The 24,841-nt window shown below is 53.4% G+C and carries 25 protein-coding genes; 8 read left to right on the plus strand and 17 right to left on the minus strand.

What is annotated here, in order from left to right; genetic code table 11:
• Both ACP5OT_RS14475 and ACP5OT_RS14480 read left to right on the plus strand, forming a co-directional pair.
• Complete coding sequence (locus ACP5OT_RS14475; protein ID WP_287904111.1) at positions 1-363, plus strand: antibiotic biosynthesis monooxygenase family protein; 363 nt, start codon at positions 1-3, stop codon at positions 361-363.
• Positions 364-432: 69 nt separating this feature from the next.
• On the plus strand, positions 433-1,122 hold the full coding sequence (locus ACP5OT_RS14480; RefSeq protein WP_424676174.1) for a metal-dependent transcriptional regulator: 690 nt from the start codon (positions 433-435) through the stop codon (positions 1,120-1,122).
• Here the strand turns inward: ACP5OT_RS14480 and ACP5OT_RS14485 are convergent.
• The 9 genes from ACP5OT_RS14485 to ACP5OT_RS14525 all read right to left on the minus strand — a co-directional run bounded on the left by ACP5OT_RS14485 (position 1,078) and on the right by ACP5OT_RS14525 (position 8,224).
• Complete coding sequence (locus ACP5OT_RS14485; RefSeq protein ID WP_424676173.1) at positions 1,078-2,241, minus strand: sensor histidine kinase; 1,164 nt, start codon at positions 2,239-2,241, stop codon at positions 1,078-1,080. The genes ACP5OT_RS14480 and ACP5OT_RS14485 overlap by 45 nt on opposite strands.
• The gene (locus tag ACP5OT_RS14490; protein WP_428132532.1) at positions 2,238-2,933 is read right to left on the minus strand and encodes a response regulator; all 696 of its coding nucleotides are present in this window, start codon (positions 2,931-2,933) and stop codon (positions 2,238-2,240) included. Before ACP5OT_RS14490 ends, ACP5OT_RS14485 begins: the two co-directional genes overlap by 4 nt.
• 64 nt (positions 2,934-2,997) lie before the next feature.
• Positions 2,998-3,537 (minus strand): DUF305 domain-containing protein, encoded by a 540-nt coding sequence (locus ACP5OT_RS14495; RefSeq protein ID WP_424676171.1) that lies wholly within the window; start codon positions 3,535-3,537, stop codon positions 2,998-3,000.
• 83 nt (positions 3,538-3,620) lie between these two features.
• Complete coding sequence (locus ACP5OT_RS14500; protein WP_428132535.1) at positions 3,621-4,211, minus strand: protoglobin domain-containing protein; 591 nt, start codon at positions 4,209-4,211, stop codon at positions 3,621-3,623.
• A gap of 16 nt (positions 4,212-4,227) precedes the next feature.
• On the minus strand, positions 4,228-4,503 hold the full coding sequence (locus ACP5OT_RS14505; protein WP_424676169.1) for a glutaredoxin family protein: 276 nt from the start codon (positions 4,501-4,503) through the stop codon (positions 4,228-4,230).
• A 4-nt stretch (positions 4,504-4,507) separates the two neighbouring features.
• Positions 4,508-5,131 (minus strand): MarR family winged helix-turn-helix transcriptional regulator, encoded by a 624-nt coding sequence (locus ACP5OT_RS14510; RefSeq protein ID WP_424676168.1) that lies wholly within the window; start codon positions 5,129-5,131, stop codon positions 4,508-4,510.
• A 233-nt stretch (positions 5,132-5,364) separates the two neighbouring features.
• Positions 5,365-6,852, minus strand: coding sequence for a sensor histidine kinase (locus tag ACP5OT_RS14515; protein WP_424676167.1), 1,488 nt, complete (start codon positions 6,850-6,852; stop codon positions 5,365-5,367).
• Entirely contained in the window at positions 6,776-7,513 is a 738-nt protein-coding gene (locus ACP5OT_RS14520) for a response regulator transcription factor (protein WP_424676166.1), read from the minus strand. Before ACP5OT_RS14520 ends, ACP5OT_RS14515 begins: the two co-directional genes overlap by 77 nt.
• Positions 7,514-7,600: 87 nt before the next feature.
• Complete coding sequence (locus ACP5OT_RS14525) at positions 7,601-8,224, minus strand: hypothetical protein (protein ID WP_424676165.1); 624 nt, start codon at positions 8,222-8,224, stop codon at positions 7,601-7,603.
• A gap of 330 nt (positions 8,225-8,554) precedes the next feature.
• Between ACP5OT_RS14525 and ACP5OT_RS14530 the strand changes: the two genes are divergently transcribed.
• Complete coding sequence (locus ACP5OT_RS14530) at positions 8,555-8,731, plus strand: hypothetical protein (protein WP_424676164.1); 177 nt, start codon at positions 8,555-8,557, stop codon at positions 8,729-8,731.
• A gap of 131 nt (positions 8,732-8,862) precedes the next feature.
• A complete protein-coding gene (locus ACP5OT_RS14535) occupies positions 8,863-9,984 on the plus strand; it encodes a hypothetical protein (RefSeq protein ID WP_424676163.1) in 1,122 nt (373 codons plus the stop codon).
• Between the two features lie 71 nt (positions 9,985-10,055).
• On the opposite strand, the gene ACP5OT_RS14540 is transcribed toward ACP5OT_RS14535, so the two are convergent.
• From ACP5OT_RS14540 to ACP5OT_RS14555, 4 genes are all read right to left on the minus strand, one after another.
• On the minus strand, positions 10,056-10,187 hold the full coding sequence (locus ACP5OT_RS14540) for a hypothetical protein (protein ID WP_424676162.1): 132 nt from the start codon (positions 10,185-10,187) through the stop codon (positions 10,056-10,058).
• A gap of 1 nt (position 10,188) precedes the next feature.
• On the minus strand, positions 10,189-10,764 hold the full coding sequence (locus ACP5OT_RS14545) for a hypothetical protein (protein ID WP_424676161.1): 576 nt from the start codon (positions 10,762-10,764) through the stop codon (positions 10,189-10,191).
• Positions 10,765-10,767: 3 nt separating this feature from the next.
• Entirely contained in the window at positions 10,768-10,971 is a 204-nt protein-coding gene (locus ACP5OT_RS14550; protein WP_424676160.1) for a hypothetical protein, read from the minus strand.
• Between the two features lie 68 nt (positions 10,972-11,039).
• Positions 11,040-12,911 carry an ABC transporter ATP-binding protein gene (locus ACP5OT_RS14555; RefSeq protein ID WP_424676159.1) on the minus strand — a complete coding sequence of 624 codons (1,872 nt, stop codon included), beginning with the start codon at positions 12,909-12,911 and terminating at the stop codon, positions 11,040-11,042.
• A 192-nt stretch (positions 12,912-13,103) separates the two neighbouring features.
• Between ACP5OT_RS14555 and ACP5OT_RS14560 the strand changes: the two genes are divergently transcribed.
• The 4 genes from ACP5OT_RS14560 to ACP5OT_RS14575 all read left to right on the plus strand — a co-directional run bounded on the left by ACP5OT_RS14560 (position 13,104) and on the right by ACP5OT_RS14575 (position 15,337).
• Positions 13,104-13,700: a DUF4126 domain-containing protein gene (locus ACP5OT_RS14560; protein WP_428132538.1), complete on the plus strand. Its 597-nt coding sequence runs from the start codon at positions 13,104-13,106 to the stop codon at positions 13,698-13,700.
• 73 nt (positions 13,701-13,773) lie between these two features.
• A complete protein-coding gene (locus ACP5OT_RS14565; RefSeq protein ID WP_424676157.1) occupies positions 13,774-14,112 on the plus strand; it encodes a hypothetical protein in 339 nt (112 codons plus the stop codon).
• A 43-nt stretch (positions 14,113-14,155) separates the two neighbouring features.
• Positions 14,156-14,566 (plus strand): DUF2237 family protein, encoded by a 411-nt coding sequence (locus tag ACP5OT_RS14570; RefSeq protein WP_424676178.1) that lies wholly within the window; start codon positions 14,156-14,158, stop codon positions 14,564-14,566.
• Positions 14,567-14,737: 171 nt separating this feature from the next.
• Positions 14,738-15,337: a class I SAM-dependent methyltransferase gene (locus ACP5OT_RS14575; RefSeq protein ID WP_424676156.1), complete on the plus strand. Its 600-nt coding sequence runs from the start codon at positions 14,738-14,740 to the stop codon at positions 15,335-15,337.
• On the opposite strand, the gene ACP5OT_RS14580 is transcribed toward ACP5OT_RS14575, so the two are convergent.
• The 4 genes from ACP5OT_RS14580 to ACP5OT_RS14595 form a co-directional block, all read right to left on the minus strand.
• Positions 15,334-20,271: a DNA translocase FtsK gene (locus ACP5OT_RS14580; protein ID WP_428132540.1), complete on the minus strand. Its 4,938-nt coding sequence runs from the start codon at positions 20,269-20,271 to the stop codon at positions 15,334-15,336. The two genes, ACP5OT_RS14575 and ACP5OT_RS14580, sit on opposite strands and share 4 nt — an antisense overlap.
• Positions 20,272-20,555: 284 nt before the next feature.
• Complete coding sequence (locus tag ACP5OT_RS14585) at positions 20,556-22,193, minus strand: hypothetical protein (protein WP_424676154.1); 1,638 nt, start codon at positions 22,191-22,193, stop codon at positions 20,556-20,558.
• 20 nt (positions 22,194-22,213) lie between these two features.
• A complete protein-coding gene (locus ACP5OT_RS14590; protein ID WP_428132543.1) occupies positions 22,214-23,992 on the minus strand; it encodes a hypothetical protein in 1,779 nt (592 codons plus the stop codon).
• A gap of 9 nt (positions 23,993-24,001) precedes the next feature.
• Positions 24,002-24,835 (minus strand): phosphoadenosine phosphosulfate reductase family protein, encoded by an 834-nt coding sequence (locus tag ACP5OT_RS14595; protein WP_424676152.1) that lies wholly within the window; start codon positions 24,833-24,835, stop codon positions 24,002-24,004.
• Between the last annotated feature and the right edge of the window lie 6 nt (positions 24,836-24,841).

A 24,841-nucleotide genomic window follows, 5' to 3' on the forward strand; every position in this document is an offset into this window, starting at 1 on the left:
ATGATCACGACTGCCAACCGCATCTACGTTCATCCCGATTACGCCGATCTGTTTGAAGAGACATTCCGCACACGCGCACGATTGGTCGACCGTATGCCCGGTTTTATCAGTAACCAATTGTTGCGCCCGGTCAATCCCGGTGATCCGTATATCGTCCTCACGACGTGGGAAAGCCGAGCCCACTTCGAGGCGTGGGTGCGATCAGACGAGTTCCGCCAAGGTCATGCTCGTTCCGGTACGTTGCCGAAAGAAGCATTTACAGCGCCGAATAAGCTCGAATTGCACGAAATCATTATGGACACAACCCGTCCCGATCTCGTTGTCGAACCACGCGGCAAACCGTTTAAAGTCCATCATCAGTAATCAGTCGCATTTGTGTCGGGGGGTAGCATACCTCACCCCCCACACGCCGTACAACACTTCAGTTGTCCTATGCAAACCTTTTCCTATCCCGCATCAAACCGAATTATCCAACTCACTACCACCGAAGCGGCTTGCTTAACCACCTTGGCCGATCTGATCGAAACAGAACCAACCACGACTGCCGACCAATTAGCGCGTTGTCTGCATTTCGCCCCCGAAACGATGATCTTCACGCTGCAGAGCTTGTTCAAGCGACAACTCATCAATGCGACTACGGTTGGATCGCTTACACTCACCGCTAACGGTTGGCTACTGGCCCACCACCACCTCATCCAACACCGATTACTCGAACGATTTCTCCTCGACGTTGTCGGTGTGCCGTGGATATTCGTCCATCGTGAGGCTGCGCGATTAGCCGCAGTCGTTTCACCATGCTTCATTGAGCGAGTCATTGTACACACGCGCCAGGCAACTGTCTGCCCACACGGCAACCCTATCCCCGGACGCAGCACGTTTACCGCAGGCGAAGTGTCGTTACCAAATGCACCGCTCGGTCAACGCTGTCGTCTCACACGCATTGCCGAATGGATCTGTTACGATCCACAACTCATCCGGCGTCTGTGGAGTTATGAAATCGTACCGGGATGCACACTGATCCGGGTCCCTGATCCGTTATCCAAGACGGTTATCCAACTCGATCAACGACCGATCGTGTTAGGCCAACGCATCGCCCAAGCGCTGTACGTTGTGGTCGAATAGGGGTAGGATAAACCAACACGTCGCCCCTTGCCCCGGGCCATCACTATGGATCCCAATCTGCCCGCCATGCAACTCAACTAACGCTTTGCAGATGGTCAAGCCAATACCGACACCACCGGTAGCCCGTGCACGTGCTTTGTCAACTCGATAAAACCGCTCGAAGAGATGCGGTAGATGTTCGGCGGCAATCCCGATCCCGGTATCGTGTATGCACACGTGGACCATCTGCTCCACTACCGATACTCGTATCGTGACCGAACCACCGCACGGCGTATACTGCAACGCATTTCCGACGAGATTTATCAACACTTGGAGGATTCGATCAGGATCAACCCAAACCGATGGCAGACCGTCGGCAAGCTGTACCTGCAATCGCACACCCTTTTCGGTAAACTGTGGTCCTAAGCGAACACAGACCGCTTCGATTAAGGTTTCGAGATGAACGTTTTGCCGTGCTAACACGATCTGTTTGGCCTCGACCCGCGACAGTTCTTGCAAATCACCTGCCAATCGGTGCAACCGGTTGACCTCATCGAGTACCAATACCCACGTGCCTTCATCTGCCTCCACCACCCCATCGAGCATCCCTTCAACATAACCGGCAATGGTCGCCAATGGTGTGCGCAACTCGTGTGCGACATCGCCGATGAGAGCCACGCGACGTTGCTCGGCCTGCTCGAGCGCCGCCGCGATTGTATTGAATTGCACGGCCAGCCGCACTAGCTCACGCTCACCCTGGAGCGGTACACGCTCGTGGTAATGACCGTCGGCAATCCGCTGTGCAGTCGCCAACAGGCGTGCGATAGGCCGAACAATCCCCTGCGATGCTACCAAACTTACCGGGACTGCGACAGCGATTGCGACCCCACTGCTGATCAGCAGTGCTTGCATCATGGCAAGGGTGAAGATCTCATTGGTTGCCCGCTCCATCTCGACCATACTCGCATCGGCCGTCTCGACCCACTGCGGACCTAACCAAGCTATCATGAGGCGGTCGTGGATGCTTGGCGCAAAGAGGATGGTCATGCCACCTAATGTCAATGCGCTCACTGCAATCGTGACTATATGCGTGAGCAACAATCTTTGTCGTAGACTACCACGTCGCAACCAAGCATTCATCGGCGCTCCCCAAACCGATAACCGATCCCTCGCACGGTGAAGATATACTGTGGTCGGTTCGGATTATCACCTAGCTTTTTGCGCAAATTTGCAATATGAACTTCAACAACGTGTTCATCGCCGAAATAGTCATTACCCCATATCCGGTCGAGCAATTGCGTGCGCGAAAACACCCGTCCGGGTGCGGCAGCCATCACTGAGAGCAACGTATACTCGATTGGTGTCAGGGTAAGCAACTGTCCATCCAATGCTACCGTATGCGCCACCGGATCGATCACCAAACCACCATAGTGAATCAACGACGATGGAGTCGACACCTGTGTATGCCGTGGTCGTCGCAACAAGGCTCGTACCCGTGCAACCAACTCGCGGGGGGCGAAGGGTTTAGTAAGATAATCATCGGCTCCTGTTTCCAACCCGGTAACCCGATCAGCCTCCTCGGCCCGAGCCGTCAACATGAGAATGTAGGCATCGGAAAAGGTACGTAAACGCCGGCACACCGCAAGACCATCCAACACCGGCAACATAATGTCGAGGATCACGACATCAGGATTCCAAGCGCGCACCTGATCGAGCGCACTTATTCCATCGGCAGATTGCATAACCTGAAAGCCGGCCTGCTCGAGATAGCGTCGCACCAACTCGGGCAAGCGCGCTTCATCATCAACAATCAGAATCGTCGGTGTGGGCATACGTCAGGGTGTGTCTCGTAGCGGTGGCAGCACAATCCACCGCTACTATCATCATATCACCATATCACCGACCAAACTCGGTCAGCCATTGTTTCATCTGGGCAATTTCAGCCTCTTGGGCCGTGATAATTGCTTGGGCCAGCTCACGAATCTCGGCATGCTCAGCCTTTTGCAACGCATCGCGCGCCATCGCCACTGCCCCCTCGTGGTGGGGGATCATCGCCTCGAGAAAGCGCCGATCAAATGGTTCATCACCATCAGGTACCGCCATTGGCCCCATCTCCATCCCCATCCCGCCGGTCGGCGGCACATCTGGGTACCACGCCTGTCGCCATTGACGCATTTGGTCAATTTCAGCCGCTTGCGTCGCCAGAATCGCTTCGGCCAGTTGACGAATTCGCTCGTCACGGCTCTCTTGCAACACCTGTTGCGCCATCCTGATCGCACCCTCGTGATGCTCAATCATGCTGTCAATAAAGAGCGCATCATACGGAGCCTCACTTCCATGCCCCATCGCATGATCCATACCCGCCATCGGTGTTGGCGCTGCCGGTTGGCTACAGGCTACCAATATCAAAAGCCACAACAAAACAACACGCTGCATACCCTTCCTCCATATCGAACTGACACGGTAGGAAGGATACAGCGTGTAACTCAAGATTTGCTCAAGCCAAGCTGAGAGTCGACTTAGAAATCTTCCGGTGCAACGTAAGGCATACTCCAGAGCGCTACTTGCATCACCACCGACTTAAACCATGCCTGATACATAGCCTCCACTTCTTCAGGCGAGTGTCCCTTCTTTGCGAGAAACGGCCGGATCGTCGCCGTAATCGGATAAATGAAGGCGACCATATAGCGGAAGTGAATGTGCGGAACAGCCTGCACATGATCGGTCTGATTCTTCTTGCGGCGATGATGGCGCAACCGGATTTCATAGGCATAATCTAGCCACACCTGATCGTAAGGTCGCCGACATGTATCGAGGATCCACTGCCCAAAGCGGCGACGCACCGCAGCCAGGTATTCACTCTGCGCATGGCCTTGCCCATCGGTGAAATAGTAGAGCAGGTGCGGATGCGAGCCAACAAACCCATACCAGAGATCAAGCACATCATCAATCTGATCGGCCAGTACGTCACCGGCCATCCGCAAATAACGCTCGTCTTCAGGCCCAAACATAACCGCCTGTTTCAGCAGGTCAAAATCGGCCAAGCTAAACGGTGCGTGTGCGACCTGCGCCGTTCCGTAGTCATACCCAGGAATCGACATCATTGTCATGGCTGCCTCCTGCTCGTCAATGAGCCGGCGGTAAACCGGCAGCGATCTGCAATGCCGTTTCCAGCTCAGCTTCGGTCGGTTCGGTTACCACCAACTTAAACCGCCCTGCAGCAAAGACTAATGTCGGCGTGCTACGATAGCCTCCGTTGATAAACACGACAAACTGTTCGGCCACCGGATCATGGTCGATCGAATGCTCATGGAACACGATCTGACGCTCGTGCAGCAATGCCCGAGTCTGAGCTGTATCGTCGCAATCGGCTGCACTGTAGAGCGTCAATTGCCACGCCATACCCTCACCTCCTTTCAGGCATCGGCACAAAATCAGGACACTCAAACCGCGTCTCATTATCGGCGAGCGGTGCATCAACAAAGGCGCAATGATGCGGCGCTGCTGGATTATCGGGATGCGCATACGCCCGGAAAAACTGGCAGCCCCAACACATCTCGTACACGTGAACGGCACCGATCCGTTGCAACGAACGTACCACTGTCCGCAGCATACTATCTAGATACGCCTGCTCGTTCGGGGTCAACTCTGTTAATGCCGCCTGTAAACCATCGAGCGCCCCTTCAATCTCGGCCAATTGCGCTTCACCCTTTTCGGTCAACCGTAACCGAACTACGCGCAGATCGTTCTGCAAGCCGTGACGGGCTACCAACTCGCGCCGCTCAAGCCCATCCACCACCACACTCGCCGTCGCATACGACACCCCCAACCGTTGCGCCAATCCACCTACCGTCCGCACACCCGGACGTGCATATTTCAAAAACAGGAGGGTATCGATTTGAGTTGTTGTCAACCGTACCGCTTTGCCACGTTGGCGCAGCAACACTTCGATGGCATGGGCAATTCGGTACAGCGCAATCACGCTACGTTCGGTTGGTGTACGTCGGTGGGAGGGATCGAAAGGTGACATAGTATTTAGTGTTTCTACATATCTTAGAAGTATAAAATTAAGGCTATTGATCTATTTAGTTATTCTAAACAAATTATACGACGGCTGTCAAGTGGGGGGAAGCCCTGTTCAATTGCTCAATTCGATCACCTGGTCGGTCCAAACGAGATGGTTTTCACCCTCAATCAAACACAAAAAGCGCACCGGAGCGCGCTCTCACCGAAAACAAACGACGATTGTACCCTACACACTCACTACTTCATCCGGTAGGGTATCGCTATGACGACCCGCGTTCCTTCCCTCAGCCGACTCGTTATCGTAACCTCGCCACCATGAGCACGGGCAACGCTCTGCACCAGCGTTAAGCCCAAACCGGTACCACCGGTGCGCCGTGAACGCGAACGGTCGCCCCGATAAAAGGGCGTAAATACGTGCGGCAGATCGGCTTCAGCAATGCCTTCCCCGTTGTCGGCTACCCAAAACTGCACCACCCCTCGCTCAACCGACCAGCCCAGTCTAATTTCGCCCTGCGGCGTGGTATGCTGAATTGCATTATCGATCAGGTGAAATAACGCTTGCTTGATCCCATCCACATCGAGCATAACTTCTACTACCGGCCCAGGTTCAAGCACCAATGTCCGTTCACCGGCCAGTAACCGCGCTTGGGCAACAAACTCGGCCATAACGTCGGCAATCGCGACTGCTTGGAAAGAGAGTGCCCGTCCCGATTCGTAGCGTGCTTGATCGAGCAGTTGCTCACTTACGTTACATAAACGAACAACATCGCGATGCATATTCTGAATCAGGCAAAAAGCCGTCTGTGGATCATCCTGCGCACCGCGGAGTAACACCTCTAGCCCGCTTCGTAATGCCGTCAGCGGTGTACGCATCTCATGCGCGGCATCGGCAATAAATCGCCGTTGGGCTTGAAAATTTTGTTCTAATTGCTCGACCATCTCATCAAACGCCGCCGTCAGTTGCCCGACTTCATCGTATGGTGAGATCACTGAAACACGCTGACGAAGATTACCACGCGCAATATTGCGACAGGCGTCGATCAGATCACGTAATGGCCGTAAGGTTGAACTGGTAAGCCAATAGCCGATGATGCTGCCTACAACGAGAATGACCATCTCGCTGGCTACGATGATGACGGACTGGCGCTGTAACATTTCTTCAATCGGTGCGAGTGGTGTGCTCATCTGTACCACGCCGAATACTTCTGCCGCTCCCGGTTCCGACCGTAACGGAATGAGCAGACTGAACATACGCTGTTCGCCAACCAGTTGAATGACGGTTATGTCATTGTGGCCGGCAAGGGCCTGGACAAGATAGTCGGGGTCAACCGGCATCGCTGCCGGTTCCTCCGGCAAACGCCGGCCATCGGCCAGCAAGTGGCCTTCCCGATCAAAGACCAACGCTGTGGTATCACGTGAGGTGAGATCGCGACTCAACTGAACGGCAATTTGCGGTAACACTGTCACCGGATCGGTCTGCGCAAATATGTATTGCTCAATGACCGGCTTGGCTTGTGCCCGAATCCGTAGTTCGGTGCTGCTCACCAGAAACCGCCGAATATCAATGTAGAACCCAAACCCCAGCACGCCAAGCAAGAGCGCCAGCAAACTGCTGTAGAGTAGGGCTAGCCGCTGTCGCAACGATAGCCTATTCCACCATTGTTTCATCGTCAGGCCGTAAGCTGTAGCCGACACCGTAGACGGTACGAATAAGTTTGCGTTCATGATCTCCGATTTTCTCACGAAGATTGCTGATATGGACTTCAACGATATTCGAATCACCGACGTAAGTAAACCCCCACACCCGACTCAGTAAGGTCTGGCGGGTGAAGACACGTCGTGGATGACGCATAAACTGTTCGAGTAATGCAAACTCGGTCGGCGTCAATTCGATGGAGCGACCATGCAGTGTTACTTCGCGTGTCTCCGGATTCAGGCTCAGTCCGGCTACCTGCAATACCGTTACCGGACGTGAGATGCCTACCCGCCGGAGAATGGCATACACCCGAGCAAGTAGTTCATCGAAGCTAAACGGTTTGACGATGTAGTCATCGGCACCCATCTGTAGCCCTTGTACCCGTTCCTGTACGTCGCCCCGCGCGGTGAGCATAATGATCGGTAAGACACTCGACCGTGCCCGCAAGCGTCGGCAAACGACGATGCCGTCAATATCAGGTAGCATCAGATCGAGAATGACCAGATCGGCACCTTGCTCTTCGATGATCTGAAGACCACTGCGCCCTTCACCGGTCACTGTTACGCGCATGCCTTCGTAAGTAAGACCGATCCGCAGCGACTCGGCAATGGTCGGTTCATCTTCGATGACCACGACATGCAGCTCGCGCCTCTCGTTGCTCAAGTGTACGGTTTCATCGGTTGTGTGCACTGTTCACCTCCCGCATACAGGAATGTGGATGCGACGCGAATGTCGCACCCACACCATACCGGCAAATGATCTGACACGAGCCGATTGTTATGGGATAACGAATACCTCACCGGTAGTGAGATTGGTTATTGTATCGGGCTTGATATGCACATCACCCCACTTGCCGGTTTTACGGACGCCATCGACTTGTACCGGTGTTCCAATCGGCAAGCTACTACTGATATAAGCGCTCATATGCCTTGGTATTTTCACTGTATCACCGGTGCTAAGGATGAGACCGTCTATCCGACCGCTACGGCTATACGTGTAGTTCTCGATTTGACCGCGAACCGACACCACCTCTTCGATGACTACCTGGGCCTTAGTCGTCAGATTGGTAATGACCTGCGCTTTCACGTGAATGTCGCCCCGTCGCCCAAAACGCTGGATGCCATCGACTTGCACAGATGATCCAATCGCTACTACTTGCGTTACTTCCCATGCCCGGTGCTTGGGAAAACGTACTTCCGTGCCATCGTTAAGGTAGAACCCATCTACTTCGCCTCGTCGCGTGTACTTAAACGCTGTCACGTTGCCGATCACTGTCACTGGTGTCTCGGAAAAAGCTGGGGGCTGAGCCGGGGGCCGCCCCGGCTGCGCGTGTGCAGCCCTTGGCGAGATAGCCCACATTCCGAACATTGTTATACATAGTATTACTAGGATTACTCGCATAGGTTCTCCTTTGTGCTGATGCGATGCCTGACTACATCATTGCCGGCAATGGTAGCGTAGCAGACCAGTCTTAATCAAATCCAAAGAAAAACTGAAGAAAAGCTAAAGAAGTTGGCCTCCGGGCACATCTATTGTGCTTACCGCCGTAGCCGATGCGTAGATCGGACAACTCGCACCGCACGTTCGGACTACTGTACGCCACGCCGCCGGTTAAAAGGTTTTTACAGTAAATGGTTTACAAAATCATTTTATTGCAGTATACTACGTCTGCGCGAGTTAGTATATACGTAATTAGATCATAAGCACTGTCTTATCCAAGGAGATACCATTATGGAAATGGCCGGCTTGATCGCGCTTATCCAGGGTCTTGGGGTTCTCATCATCGCCGGCTTGGTCTGGCCTCTCGTGGCCCTGACTATGCGCACCCGCCAACGTCGTCATCGGCGCGCACTACCACCACGTACAACCCGCCGACCTGCTCCGTTCTGGTCTCATCACGAAAGTTGATCCCCTCCTGCCTACGGCTGGTACGAGGGAGGTTTCTTTCCTTACAGTAGCTGAATGTTTCGCCACACACCACTTTGCCGGTGCTATGCTGGCTCTGTATATTGATATTGGGCCGCGTAAGGAACAAACCAATGCGCCGGTATCGAATCGCAATTATTGTTGGTATTAGTCTCGTCTTGCTCACCACTGTGCTGATAGTTGGTCGGCAATGGTTCAATCGGACACTGCTTCATTGGTATTTTTCATCAACGTATGAACCACAACCGTTAACCACAGCCACGCTTGTTCCCGCCCCCGATTCGTGGATGTTGGTTGATACCCCGTGGATTGCTGCCGATTTGCCGGTTTGTCAATCAACAAGTTTGCAGATGATGGCTGCCCACCACGGTAATCTCCAACCTCGTCCGGCCATTGATTGGTTGATGGCATTTACGTATGGTTTCTCCGCTCTGCCCGATAGTACCGAGGTGACTCCTTTCGGTCAAGACCCCGAAATCGGTCTGCAGGTAGCTGCACCTTACCTTGGCTTGCAACGTCGTTATTACACCACCGATGACCCCAATCTCTGGCTCACGGCTGCCCGCTCGTTCATCGCTCAGGGTCATCCGGTACGGGTAGCCCTCGATATGGGGCAGCTCTATGGCGCTAACGAACTCATTCCGCATAGCGATGTCCTTGCCGGTTACGATCAACAAGGGTTTTTTGTCTACGAAACGGTTTGCGTCGCGCCCGCTAATTGCCAACCCGGTCACCATCGAGCCGGTGAGACCGGTCTTTATGTCACCAACGAGCAGGTACTGGCGGCAATGGAGGCACACGCGGCGGCGTTTGGGTATCCGTGGCGGTACAACCTGACCATCTTTCTGCCGACTACTCCATCAACCGATATAGAGCCAGTGTGGCAGCAAATTGCTCGCGTTACGCTCGGCAATCAGCAGTACGGTCCACCAACCGGTCTGGCCGCCCTTGAGCAACTCATCGTGGCGCTTGAACGCGGCCACATTGCTCCACAGCGGATCCGAGAAACGTTAGCCTTAACCGCTCGCTTACGTCGTGAGAATGCCACCTTCCTCCGTGAATCTTTTGCTGCCGAACCGGATATTGTGCAGGCAGCGACGTATCTTGCCGAAGCCGCAACTTACTATGAACAGGCATCAACTGCAACCGAGCCGAGTCAGATCGCGGCATTGCTCCGTCACGCTGCCACCGCCGAGCGCGCTTTTGGAGAGACGATTCAGGCCTACGTACCCTGACTGACAACTTCGCTATCAATGATCTGCCCCTCCTTATTGACGAGGAGGGGTAGATCGGTCACATACACCGCTTATCGTATCTGCACCGGCGCATACACCTGCTGCATCGCCGGCGTCGCCATCGTCCATTGCCGGTAGCCAACTGTCCAAAGTGCTACATTCAGGCTAGCCAACAACCCGCCCAGAATGATCGCAAAGATCATGTTAAACAACACGGTGATGATGTCCCACGCACCGAAACTCGTCACCGAATTGGCGCCGGTTGCAAACGACAACGCCCCCAATCGCCCCCACCGGCAAGCTATAGACCAGCCCGATCCCAAATGTCACCAACCAAACCACAACCGCCTGCCCCAAATTGCGCCGCAAGACCTGCCAGCCACGCTTGATGCCGGCCACCGGCCCTTGCCCCTCCAGCACGCCCGCCCGCGCCGCCAGCGGGCGGAAGACGGCAAAGAAGAGGCTCCATAGCAGGATCGGAATCGCCAGACAAATTATGAGACCCAAGATTGTGAGCACCCCCAGTCCCAGCATCGAAGCTGACAGCCCATCGCTCGCCATAGTCAAGACACTGGCAACCACGGCGCCAAACGCCACCAGAATGCCAATCCATACCACCAGAACGGGCAGCACCAACAGCAAATCCATCAGCGCCAACGACGTCATCCGGCTGACCCCAACCGCAAAGCTGTTGCTCAGATCAAACTGCCCGCGCTGATCGAGCAGAACAGTCTGCACGATTGCCGCCCCTTCCACAATGCTCCCGATAAACAGCATCACGAGTCAACCCACCAGCACAATCAGCCCTAACGACAACACCCAGCCGGTCGCCGCCTCTGGGGTTAAGTCTTCTGGGATAAAGGCCAGCAGTATCCAGCTCACGGCTTCATCCGGCGGCTGGCCCGGATCGCTCACGCCAAAATTGATCGTCACACCGTATCCGCTCCGCCCTACTAACGCCAACAAAATTCCCAGCCCCCACAACACCTTGTACCGCCACCAAACCGCGCCCCCGCTTGAGCAGCGCGCCGATCGCCGTGATGACCTCTCTTGCTTCAACGATAGCCTTCGGCCTGCATATTGAACAAACGGGCATACATCCCACCGCGGGCTAACAACTCCTCATGCGTACCCATTTCGGTGATCCGGCCATGTTCGAGCACCACAATCCGGTCGGCCATGCGCACGGTCGAGAAGCGGTGGCTGATCAGCACCGCAATCCTCCCCGCGGTCAAATCCCGAAACCGCTGAAAGATTTCGTATTCGCGCTCAGCATCGAGCGCCGCCGTTGGCTCATCGAGCACCAGTACTTCGCTCTCGCGCATAAACGCTCTGGCTAACGCAATCTTCTGCCATTGCCCACCCGACAGCTCGGCCCCGTTCTCAAACCAGCGCCCCAGCATCGTATCATAACCGTGGGGGAGTTGTGCCAACACCTCATCGGCCCCGCCTCGCACCGCCGCCGAGCGAATGCGCGGTTCGTTCGCTAGTTCGTCGATCTGACCAAACCCGATATTTTCACGGGCAGTCGTCTGATAGCGTACAAAATCTTGAAAAATGACGCCAATTCGTTGCCTCAGGTCATCAACATTGTAATCGCGCAGATCAACCCTGTCGAGCAAAATCTGGCCTTCGGTCGGGTCGTACAACCGGGTCAGCAGCTTGATCAACGTCGTCTTGCCGGCCCCGTTCGCCCCCACCAGCGCGATCTTTTCTCCCGGCTCTATCCGCAGATTGATCTCGCGCAACGCCCACTCGTCACGATCAGGGTAACGAAAGCTCACATTCCGAAACTCAATTCCCCGCCGAATCGGGCGTGGCACTGGAAGATTACGGCCCTCTTTCATCCGCGGCTCAATCGCCAAAAAATCAAAGAGATTCGTCAAAAACAGTCCACCTTCATACAGTTGGCTCAGATTAGCAAACAGCGTCTGCACCACCGATTGGCTCTGGCGGAAGAGGGTGAGATAAAAGGTCATACCGCCAATCGTGATCACGCCGGCCACCGTCTGCCAGATGATCCAACCGTAAGCGGCGTAATAGCCGGCGCTCGCCACAATCCCCCACAAGGTGCTGATCAGCGAACGCCGCCGGGCCAGCGCTGCATCTTCGTGGAAGAAACGGTGAAACTGCTCTTGATGGCGCTCGATTAGCGGCCCGCCCAGCGCAAACAACTTGACCTCTTTCACGGCCGTATCCACCGTCAAGAGGTGTTCAAGGTACTGCATCCGACGAAACTCCGGCGCCCGCCATGTCAAGAGCCGGAACCGCAGCCGGCTGAAGTGGGTTTGGGCCAGAAACGCCGGGATGGTCGCGCCAAACAGCAACAGCGCAATCAGTGGACTCAACCAGAGCAGGCTGGCCGCAAACGAGATCAAGGTCAACACTTGTTGGATGGCGCTAAACACGGTGTTGACCATCGCCATCGTCCGCCAATTGGTCTCGCGTCGCGCATTTTGCAATTTGTCGTAGTACTGCGCATCTTCAAAATAATGCAGATCGAGCAACAGTGCCTTGCGCATGATCATCAAATTGACCAGATTGCTCAGGCGGGCATGCAAGATGTGTTCGCTCAACGACCGACCCTGCGCCAACACCGCCCCCAGCGTGATCAAGCCAAACTCGCTCAAAAGCCACAGCAACGCCTGTTGCAAGCCAGTCAGCGCACCCACCTTGTCTTGAACCGCCGCCACTACCGTATCCACGATCAGCTTACCGATGTACGCCTGCACCAGCGGCAACCCCGCCGCCAGCAACGTAATCATCGCCATCACCACGGTATGTCGACGATCGGCCTGCCACACCAGCCGGAACGCCGCCGGCACATTGCGCAACACTCGCCGCGTCTCAACCACCCACTGCCGCAGCGTCTGCGGGCGCGACAGCGACGGGATCAGACGCGGACGACCACGCGGAGGTTCTGTCATACCCTGTCCTTACAATATGCTACCGGAACGTAGTAGCATGATATGCTATCAGATATGCAACTCTGTAGAGAGATTGCGCGTCTGATAGGAAAAAGGAGTAGAATCCTACCGCAGTTAGGCATTCGTTTCGCGCACGGCGCAAGAGGATCGAACGCGGTTGTTCCGCAATTCACCCGCCACCGGAGTACTGTCATGGAGACAATCATCGCACTGGCAAGCTCGCTTGGCCTCGCCACCGCCACCGGCCTCAACGCATACCTACCCCTGCTCACCGTCAGTGTGCTTTCCCGCCTCGGTCTCATTCAACTCAGCGAACCGTTCGATCTGCTCGCCCACCCGATCACCATGATCGTCCTTGCCGTCCTTGCCATCCTCGACTTCATCGGCGACAAAGTACCGGCGGTTGACAGCGTCTTCCACATCATTGGGCTTGTCATCAGTCCGATCGCCGGGGCAATCGTTGCCCTTGCTGCCGCCCAAGATGTTGTCGCCATCCACCCGGCAGTCGTTGCCATCGCCGCCATCATCGCCGCCGCCGGCACCCAAAGTGCCCGCGCTAGCATCCGACCTGCCGTTACCGTTGCCACCGGCGGCACCGCCAACTCACTCCTCAGTTTCTTTGAAGACGCACTCTCGTTTGTGCTCAGTCTTCTCGCTATCTTCCTCCCGGTCATAGCCTTCATTATCACGTTAATCCTTGCCTTCGTTGCCTACCGCCTCATCCGCGGCGCGGTTCGCGTCTGGCGCGAAGCGAAGCTCAACCGTAATGGCATTACACGTCCACTCTAATGTAGCCTGCGGCAGGCTTACTATGGAGCCAAACCGTTCCACAACTACGCACACGTATAACAGTATGAACGATATGTCAACACCGCAACCGCTCACCGATTTGCGCAAACGAGTACCGGAAGCCAAAAAACTGATCGCCGAGCTGCTCACCGGTCGGCTTGGCCCGGTTGAACTCAGCTACGACTTCTACCGCGAATGGAACGGTTGCTGGAAGGTACGGGTCACCGTGCAGGGCAAAACCACCGGTACCCTCGATTTCACCCTACTCAGCACGCCGTCTGGTGGGATGCTGGCAATACCGCGCCCCCTGCCCGAACGCTGGCGCACCCAAACCGGCATCACCGCCAATGACGGCACCGTCTGGACACTGGACGACGCCGGGAATTTGATTCCGTTTACCAGCATGCAGTGATGTTGCACTCGAACCCAGCAATTGAGCAATCACACGAACTATGATGTATTCAAACGAACGTCAACAATCACCAGCCCGTAATGTCCTTGGCAATGCACTCACGCCGTGCAGTATGCAGCCGCTGACCGGCTTTTATCGCAACGGCTGCTGCGATACCGGCCCGCACGATGCTGGTCTCCACGTCGTCTGCGCTCAAGTCACCGCTGAATTTCTTGCCTTCAGCCGATCACGCGGCAACGACCTCATAACGCCGCGGCCCGAATATAGCTTCCCCGGCCTCAAACCGGGCGACCGTTGGTGCCTCTGCGCACTCCGTTGGCTCGAAGCCTACGACGCCGGCGTCGCTCCACCGGTGATCCTCGCTGCCACCCACGAAGCCGCACTGACGGTCATTCCGCGCGAAACGTTGCTGCGCTACGCCCTCGACGTGGCCGACGCCGGAGAAACGGGGTAACACTGGCTAGATTGCCGGCTCTTGGATACCAGAGCGCACATACCCGATGATGTCGTTTGCCGGAAAGCAACCATGATGACCAAAAAACCACAACCCGTCTTACCAAGTGTGCCAGATCTTCGCTAGGCAGCTTAAATCGGCAAACCTATCACCTGCACCGGCTAATGACGTATGCCTGACCAACAAACCATTCGCACCTACGACGAACTGGCCCGCCAACAGGCTGCATTCCAGCGCAACCGGCGCCCGGAATCGATCTACCGCCTGATCAAAACATTCTTCCATCCGGGGCGCCCCACCGCTGACATTGGCAGCGGCAGCGGGCGCGATGTGGCATGGCTCGAACAGCACGGCTACCCCACCATTGGCTTTGAACCATCGCAGGGCATGATCAACGAAGCCCGGGCCGCCTACGCCGGCATCAACGTCCAACAAGCCGCTCTCCCCGACCTCGCCGGCATCGCCGACGCCAGCTTCGACAACGTCCTCTGCGTCGCCGTGCTCATGCATCTCCCCGCCGCCGAACTCATCGGCGCTGCCGTCAACCTCGCCCGCATCCTCCGTCCCGGCGGGCGCCTGATCGTCTCGTATCGCACCCCGCTCCCCGACGGCGAACGCACCCCCGATGGCCGCTTGTATACCGATATTCCCCTTACCCACCTCATCCTCCTGCTCGAATCGGTGGGCATGCGGGTACTGTTGGTGGAGGAGACGCCTGATACTAGCCGGCCCGGCATCCAATGGATCAATGTAGTGGGGGAGCGAGTTTAACGGTACATGTCTAACAACCGCATTAGCTCCTCTTCATCCATAAACGGTGCCTGCAAGCGCAGAATTCGGCCATCTGGCCGGCGGAAGAGCATATCGCCTTGACCGAGAAGATGTTCGGCTCCGGTCGTATCTAATACTACTCGCGAATTTACCTGAGAGGCTACGCGCAACGCTACCCGAGCATCTAAATTGGCTTTGATAATCGGGGTAATGACCTCAGCACTCGGATGCTGGGTAGCCAAAATGATATGAATGCCAACCGCACGCGCGGCTGCGGCTAGCTCACCTAAGCTTTGCTCAAATGCCTCTCGCTCTTTTTTGCTCATGTGACTTGTTAATAGGCCATATTCATCGATCAAAGCGATAATCGGCGGCAATGCCTCTTCGGGATACCGTTGATTAAACGCTTTAATATTCATGCTCCGATTGGCCATAATCTTTTGCCGGCGCGGCATTTCGGTGCGCGCTAAGTCAAGCAATGCTTCTTGTACTGCCTTGCGATCAACGATGACCTTACCCCCTCGCAAATAGGGCAGCTTATTGAATAAAGTAAAGTCTGTTTGTTTCGGATCGATGATCAGCAGCTCCAATGCTCCCGGACGATAGACCGTTAACAGACTGAGCAACAGATTACGTAAGAAGACTGACTTACCCGACTTGGTAGCACCGGCTACTAACAGATGAGGAAATTCCGCGAAATCTTCAATAATTGGTTGGCCATCCGGTGCAATCCCTATCACAATCGGCAGTTCTGCTGGCTTTGGCAAAGGTAATCGCTTAAGGAATGGACGTAAATAGATCGTTTCACGCCGTGGCCGTGGAATGTCTATTCCGACAAAGTCTGTTTCCGGCACATTGTCGATATACGGTGGTGCAGATAGTTTCAAATCGCGTGCCAGATCTTCGGCCATTGCCTGCACTCGTTTCAACTGCTGATTTGGCTTTAGCCGAAACTTGAACCGCACAATACTCGGTCCGTGATCCGCATCATTGGCATTGATGGAATAGAGTTGGACACCGCGCTGGCGGAGGGCACGCTCGATATCGCGCGCTTTTTGTTCAAGCCATGCGGTCTCGACCGGTGGGATAGGGGCTAGCGGTTCCTCGTTGGATTGAACACTTGGACTATTATTTTGACCTTCGGCAATCGCGAACTGCTGTACCTGAGGTGTGACACGAGGTGATGAGAGATAGATTTGTTCACCCGGCGTGTTTGATATCGGCGAGAGCACTCGGGAATGAGAGGCGGGCACATTTGCGGTCAGACCCACCGCCTCCGCAGCGACATCGTGCGAACGTTTAGCCGGATCAGGCGTCCAATCAAATATCTGTTGCGGATCAAGCGCACTCGTCTGCTGCACAAGCTGGCGCAGCGCCGCTATCAACTCATTGCGCCCATAGCGATGTTCAGTCAATGATGCCGCTGGGGCGTCAGCAGCCGTTTCGGTAAATGGACGAATGTCTGGACCATTGAAAATTCCTACTTGATCATCATAACAGAAAACATAACTAGCGCCACTAATGACGAAATCATACTCACCACGATGGATCTGTTCAGAAACTACCTCCCAAACCTCAAACTGCTCATCATTAAATTGGACATTGCCGGCAATAGCACGATAGAGTTGATCGTACCAGAATGGCGCATCGAGATGGCGGCCGCCGGGGGCAAAGATGCTGGCTAATCGGCTTACCCCGCTCCGCACTTGCAAACACGCATCTTTTGCTTCTCGCTCGAATGCGGTCGCGTTAACGCATTTTGCTTCCACGAGCTGTAAATGAACTAGAGCCCGTTCATCCACTTTCTGCAATCCAATCAAGAGTAAATCAGGCATTTTGCCGCTTCGGAACCAATGCTTATAATCATCAAGCAAGATCCATACACTAAGCGCCTGCGTATATTGGCGCTGAAACGCCTGCTCAGCTTGAAACATTGCCACAACGAGACCGATCAACTCATTGAGAAACAATCCCGGCCCGGCGGCCCGCAACACAATATTACCTGAAATCCGATTGGCCATTTCAGCTAAATGAGCCGCAATCTGTTGGCACTGGCTTCGCTCGATGCGCGGCACCATGTTAGCTAGCCTGTTGGCGAGACGTTTGACCACAATCTCTTGGGTTCGACTAGCAGAAGAGACCGTCAAATGATGCAGCCGTTGTACGCCTAGCCCTAGCGCATAGCGAACGATTTGGATGCGATTATGGCACGCCGCTTTGAGCAAGAAGCGATCAATAACTTGATCGTAGCACACCACCCAATTGAAGTGATGATGCAACCGTTCAAGATCGGCTTGCCATGCATTGAGCGAGAGCACTTGCGCTAACTCCAGATCATTCATTACCGCTGGCATTTCAGCTCCCGGCTGCAGATTGCCGGCATACTGGCAGAGCAGGAAGAGGCGCAATACATCCGGTTTATTGTTCGGGATTAACTGCAACAACCGTTCAATTGCACCTTCTCGGAACGGTTCCGGTCGCGCGGGATAGAAGTCAATGATTGTATTGCCTGCATCCCACTGGGTGAGCCCATTAAGCTTTGTTTTGAGCGGTTGATTCGCCCGATTGAACAGATCGACCAATACAACGACATCTGACCTTTTCACTGACTGTAAGAGTTCATTAAGCGCGCACTCGCGTACTTCAACCACAATGCGCGGCAAATAGGCCGCCCCTTCACGCTTGGTTCCCGGGGGCTCGCTAGCAAGCCACTCATCTAGCCGCCGGTAGATCGATCCCCCGTAAGTGGATGTATGCACAATAAGATGAATTCGCTCAGGATTACGCTCTGTTGCTTTACTTAAGCGTTTGAGCATCAATACCGGCAGAGCGCTGTTATGGCATTCGAGGAGTACGACCGTGATGCCCTCTCGCGCAAAGGGGTATGTTTCAATATAGTCTTGCAGAATCCCAACCAGTGTTTCGACGGCCTGACTTTCCATCAACTCTTGTTCATCTGTGGCTAGCTCGTGAACATTAGTGCCGGTAATGTTGTCAGCCTCGCGTACCCCACGGAAGAGCGTGTACCCCTGCACATCTTCATGCGCTACATACCAATACCCTTGATGCAGATCATTGGCCAGCGCAATAACCGGCGGAGTCGCTAATGCGCTGTCGATGAGACTCATTTCCCGCCGAAACCGTTTGTCGTCAATGGCGCGCGCTGGTGTTGAATCACGAAACATCTGGGTAATAATATCGTGATAATATATTGCCCGTTTATACCACCAATCTAATTTCAACGGATGGATGAGCGGTATTACTGCCCAATCTGTTTGCGAAGATTCGCTTATGATCCAAGCTTTATTGATAGTTTGATAAATTTCTTTATATTGCTTTTTTGACAAATATTCGAGAGTTTTCGCTAGAAATTGTTGGTATGCCTGTATAAATTGAATAATCGGTGCATCAAACAATCCTTTCAATGCCGCTTGCACAACGTTAGCCCATGCCTGTTCAAGACTATCGAGGGCGTTCATCAGGGCAGATCCCGCTTCAGCGGGCACTCGTAGATCGCGGAAGTTTTTTTCGAGCGCGTACCGCAGGTTATTGCGTTCAACATCCGCTTGTTGGTGCCAATTGCCGAATGTATACAAAGGACGATGAAGATCAAGATCGACAGTGTTAGCCGGAAGCTTACAAGAAGTGTAGAATGGAATCCGTAACGATGGCGATGCAGCGGCAAATAGAGGGCTGTGGAGAGACGATTGAAATAAACTGTTCTCGTATGCTAGCGCTTGATAGGTCGCTGCTGCTAGACTATTTGAGCGATATTCCCAGATCAATGTGGTTGACGCGATTGTCCGATTCTTACGCTGAAGCAGAACATTGAAGGCCAGCTTACCCGTTTTCACCCGTTCGGTCTCATCACTACCTAGATCCTCTTCTTCGGTTTGATCCACAGCTAACTTCCATAACTCAGCTAATTCCCACCGAATGGAGCTCATGACTGTCTCAATACCGCCGTATAAACAGCGAAACACTTGCACGGCCTCCGTCAACGCTTGCTCTTCTTTCGACGGCTGAAATTGCACCACTACTTGTGCGCCAGCAGCCTCGTTATCCTCACGCAAATGGCGCAGATCTATCAATGCTGATAGCAAGCCGGTCAAAAAATCAGCACTTCTAACTTCATGCGGTCGTATAGTCGCGCGGAGTACCTTTCGACTCTCGTCCGACAGTATCCCACCGTAATTTGCCAATATCTGCTCGATCAGCGATCGCTCAACCTCAGACCCATTCTGGAGTTGGATGATTAATTCTTGCACAGACTTATCATCTGTATCGAGTTCTTGAATAACCTGCTCAAGACTCGCTTTCTTGCGGCGCGGCTTGATGATCTGTTGCACCTCGGCCCAATCAAGCGCAAGGGCTTGGCGAAGCTGAGCCGGATCATCAAGTTCACCCAATATAAAAGTGCGGAGCAACTGCTTTTTCTGCGCAGATGATAAACCGTCGGGTTCCTCCTCGTCACTCAGTTCGGCCCGCTCAAGATTGCTAAGGTACTGTTCTCTTCGTTGCTTATCAATGATCTCAAAACCGATCCGTGCTGCATCCCGCACGTCACACAGCAGCTTATGGGCGCGTGCGGTATGAAAGTGTTTGGCTAATTCAGCACAACGGAATAAGCGCAGATGGGGTAAAGTTTGGGCAATTGCCTCCTCGATGGTGACGTGATCATTTAATAATCGATCGATTTCGATAAAAAACGATACTATATGTTCAAGTGACGATTCGATTCCTAACTGATGCAAGCGAACACGCACGAAGTTGCTCAATACTTTTTGTTCATCTCGACTTACTTGATAATACTGAAGACTGGCTTCGATTAATTCATCTACATAGTCACGCAGCAGAGCTGTGCTATTAAGCACATACATATCTTTTAGGCTTTGCGCATCGCTCGCACGCCGGTTAAAAATCAGTAGGAGCATGTGTCCTGCTTTCAAGTTGTTGCGATACCAGGTGGCTGATTTGTCAGATTCGATTTGAAATTGTTCAAAACCCTTAATCGGACCAACCGTCCGCACTGTCACGGGGCGACCCTTCAGGGTGGACCGGATCGTTTCGAGCACGTGACGATACACGTCGACTGAAAAATCTTCTAAGCGCACAAATACCCGGCTAGTTTGATCATGCGCAACAAAACGATCTAAGCAGTGCATAATTGCATTGGCAATAATCTGATTAGGACTCGTTATCATAGCGCCTCCGCTACCTACGCTCGATGCACCATTGCCGTCGCATCAGAATAGATGGTTGCCAAACCAGCAAATTTCATCCGCTCAAGTAGCCGCTCACGATTACGGGCAAACACACCTTCATTTACCCCAGCCCGCTCTAGCAATCTTGAAGCACGCGCTTCCCCCGGCCCAATGATAATGCCGTACTGTTCATATAATCGGGTTAGAAATTCGCCAAAGCTTATGGCCTGCTCAAGCGGCTTGATAACGGTCATCGTCAATGTCTTGAGTAACGTATCACCCAACACAAACCGTGGCTGCGGGCCGCGCTGTGGTGCGATCAAGCCAATTGACCGGCCAAGCCGGCGATGGATGGGAATAAAATGCTGACGGAAGTTATGTTCTGTCACTTCATACATCATCTGGCTATAGTGTTCGATGATCGTATCCGTATTGTTTTTAAGTTGGAGCGCTTGCCAACGAAATTGGGTAATGCGGTCCTGAAAGGCTTGGGGAGTAACCTTACGTTTACCCTTGACACGTTGTTCTGCTCGATCAACAAGTGCATTTATCAATGCTTCGGCGGTTTTATGCTGTGCTATCGCCACAGCATCACTGCGGAACCATGTCCGAATTCGATGAATCTGCCATTGTTCGTGCCGTAATAGTTGGCTGGCCGATATTTGCCGGATAACCCGGCTATCCTCATCACCGGGAATATCAATCAGGAGCTCAGGCCGGCACTGATCAAGACATTGTCCTGTGTGATGAATGTGATCGTTATGATTGGGATGCGCACGATGGTAAATATAAATAATGATATGAAATCCAATCAGGTGAGCTAGCAGTTCAAGGCTCTCTAGCGCATCAAGCCTGTTATCGAGCAAATGATCAACATCCTTCGCACATTGCCGGTACAACGAACAAGTCGGATCAGGCAGCCATCCCGGTTCCGTTTTAACGACCTGCTCTTCACCGATCAATGCCGAATAACAGGCGTTGATCATCTGCGCAAATCGCCCTAGCGTCTGATTGCGCTCGACTAAGAGTTCGCGCAATCGATGACCGATACGCTGGCGCTGCTCCGGCGATTGTTCAGTTCCGGCTGAAATCATCAAGTAGTACAACTCACCGCCGCGCGCAAAAAAATTTCTCGGCAAAAACTCAATCCCCGCATCCAATAGTTCGATTGTCAGACTATCAACCTGAGCCCGGTAAACGTTTTTGGTTGACCCCTTGCGCAACGCTTCCCATAGCAACAATTCTTCATGCACAGGGAACAAGCTTTTGGCAAACCAAGAACGATTCGCTTCAATCACGGAAAATGAACGCAGTAATGTGCGCAACTGCTCCAAGACTGCTTCAGGTTGATGGCCATTGGCTTGCACATGCTTCGCTAGCTCTTGCCGCAATAAATCGACCGCCTTTCGATCACGCGGATCTTGGGTCTTTTCGTATTCATCGTAGAACACAAACCGCTTCAACCCTAACCGCGCTGGCACCCGGTAATCATCGGTACGGCCAAACTGATAGCCATATCCCGCTAGTACGCTCAAAAACTCCAGCAAATACTCCATCCAGTGCTGGCCCTCTCGCAACCGGTGGCCCCAAACCATGACCTCAGGTTGATATTCATCACCTTTATCATTCTTAAAATTACCGTATGTATTCATACCATCACCAGCCTGAGCGGTCAGCTAATAGCCAGCCGTCCTTGTTCGTCGATCCGTAACCGGCGCAACTCGTAACGGTGGCGCGCCGGCACAAAAAATGCCACTTCGTTGGCCGAAGTATCAACCGTAGTGAATTGTTGAATCAAGACGTTCTTCAGCCGACGTACCTCGAGTTCGCATTCGTCAGCCAAGATCGAGATGTGACAGCCGTCGGCAATACGCATCAGGTGCTCGAAGAGCAAGATGTTTAATGGCCACTCTACTGGCTCAGCATGACGCTGGATCGGTGGCGGCGTAATATGGAGATAGAGGGAGCGCTCTGGTAGATCAAGGTGTTGATCACTAGTTGTGTTCACAGTAAGCCTAATATTTTCAATCGGCAACGTCAGTAACACGATCGGATGCGGTTGATTGACGCTATGAACATATTGGGTAGTAATGTACAGTCTTTCATTGGCCCGAAGTTGCTCGGTCTGCGTCAAATAGAGGCGTGAGAATGCCCGATTGAGACCTTTGATCAACTGGCTAACGATACCTTCGTGTGTGCCTTGCCGTTGATCGAGCAGTCGTTGATAGATGGAAAAGTAGCGAAACGGTAATAGCTGCTGATCATCTGGATGATTGCGCTCGAAGAACAGTTTACGCCGACAATGCGGCAGCCACCGTAACAACGCTTGGTCACGTTCGCTCTCAATGCCTTCGGTATAAGCCCAGCGCGCCTGATGAAACGCTTTGAAGTGCAGATCAACCGTCTCGCCAAATATTGCTTGGTGTTGTTGCTCCGCAATCGTTTCGCCGCCGTTAATAATAAACTCGTCAATGGCAAAGATCGATTGCGAACCAATGTTGAACCGATGCAGCAAGCGCGCAACATGCGATTTTTGGCGAAAGCTTACATCGTCGTCACGCCCAAAGATATTCTCATAGTATGCAAGACGCGACATATACATATCTTCGCGCTCTTGCACCTGTTGTTGCACTTGAGAGCAATCAAACCCACCGCTAATGGTGTACGCCAAGTGAACGAGCATATCCCGAATAGTGACATGCTCGTTGCTTCGCTCAAGCAACTCGTACAACATCTTGATACGTTGTTGCACCGATTGCGCAGTTAATCGGGTCACATTGAAGCGAATAGGACATTTCTCTCGGACAGGGCATTCGTCGCAGTCCTGCCAATTGCGCTGATTAGTCATCCACGCCAACGCTGCCGGCACAAAGGTCGAAGTTGCAACGCGATTCAAATTGAGGACAATGAGAGACTGATGATAAGCCGGCCCTTGATCAAGCTGAGTTTGAACGGCCTCCTTTAGCTCCTTGTGACCGGCAATAGTGCTGATCAGATCCCGCAATCGACCTTCATTTGCCGCTATCAGATACCGATCACGCAGATCCGAGGTTTGCAACGTCTGACTCAGACGTTGCAGAATTTCTTTACCCTTCTCCTCGCTCAATTCCGATAAATCTTTTACAATGAAAAACCGCATGGTATTGTATTCAATCGGCTGATCGATCAACACCTCCCATTGTTCTGGTTCTTTTCCCCGTAATACGTTCACGATTTGCCGACATAAATATGTTTTCCCATCGCCAGCATTACCGGTTAGGATCACTGAGGGTGGGTGGGGTTGGCGAAACCGGTTGGTCAGAAACTGTTCAATTTTGGTTGTCAGCCGCAACGATCCTGCCGGCGGCTCCGGTCCGTTGGAAACGTATTCATCAAACGCCGCTTCGTGATCGGGCGATGCAGTGGTATAGCGATTGAGCAAGGCGACAAAGCGATTGCTAACCCAACCCATAAGCCGTCCTCACAGATGACAGATATCACAACCTCGTTCATCATCTTCAGCATCCAACACAGCGCCAAGCAACTCGATCAACGGGCGATTCGGGCGCTTTTTGCGCTCTTGCTCAAGGCGCAGTGCATACTCGCGCTTAATCTGCGCAATCCGTTCCGGTCGTTCGAGTTCGGCTAAGCTTTCTCGCTGTCGCCAATAAAAGTGCTCACCGCCGCGCTCCGTCTCGTAGCGCTTTGCTTGCTCAAATAACTCAGAATGATGCTCTTTGAGACCGACCCACTCGCCGGTGCGCTGGAAGAAGCAGAAGAAACAACCACTCCGTTGTCGCCACGAGTAGTACGCCGGCAACCCTAACCCGCTCGTTTCGAGAATACGTTCAATGTCGGCAATGGTCATCCCCAATTCTTTAAAAGGATACACCGGGTGAACGTTCGGCTTGGTCGAAATATACCCGCTACGCCCTTCATCGGCGCGAATACCGATATAGCTCCATACCGTATCATCACCGACAAACGCTTCAAACGGCTCAATCTTCAGCTTGCGCGTACACCAGCGCACTTGGGCTGACGGCAACATCCCGCCGTACATAGTAAGCCAGTGATCAAAGCCACGCTGCGCGTTTAGGCGAGTGATGGGTCGCTGCAAGAACGCTTCGAGCCGGTCAAGATACTCATACGTCTCCGGTAATTCTTTATGGGTGTCGCAAAACACATATTCAATGCACGGAATTTTGTCGTGTAAAAAGATGGCAAGCGCGGTGCTGTCTTTCCCGCCACTTAAATTGACAATATGGCGTCCGGGGCGCGCTGCCCATTCGTCAATCACGTCGGATTTCATCAGCATAAAGAC

Origin of the sequence: Chloroflexus sp. (assembly GCF_049970315.1) — a bacterium.
Lineage (GTDB): Bacteria > Chloroflexota > Chloroflexia > Chloroflexales > Chloroflexaceae > Chloroflexus.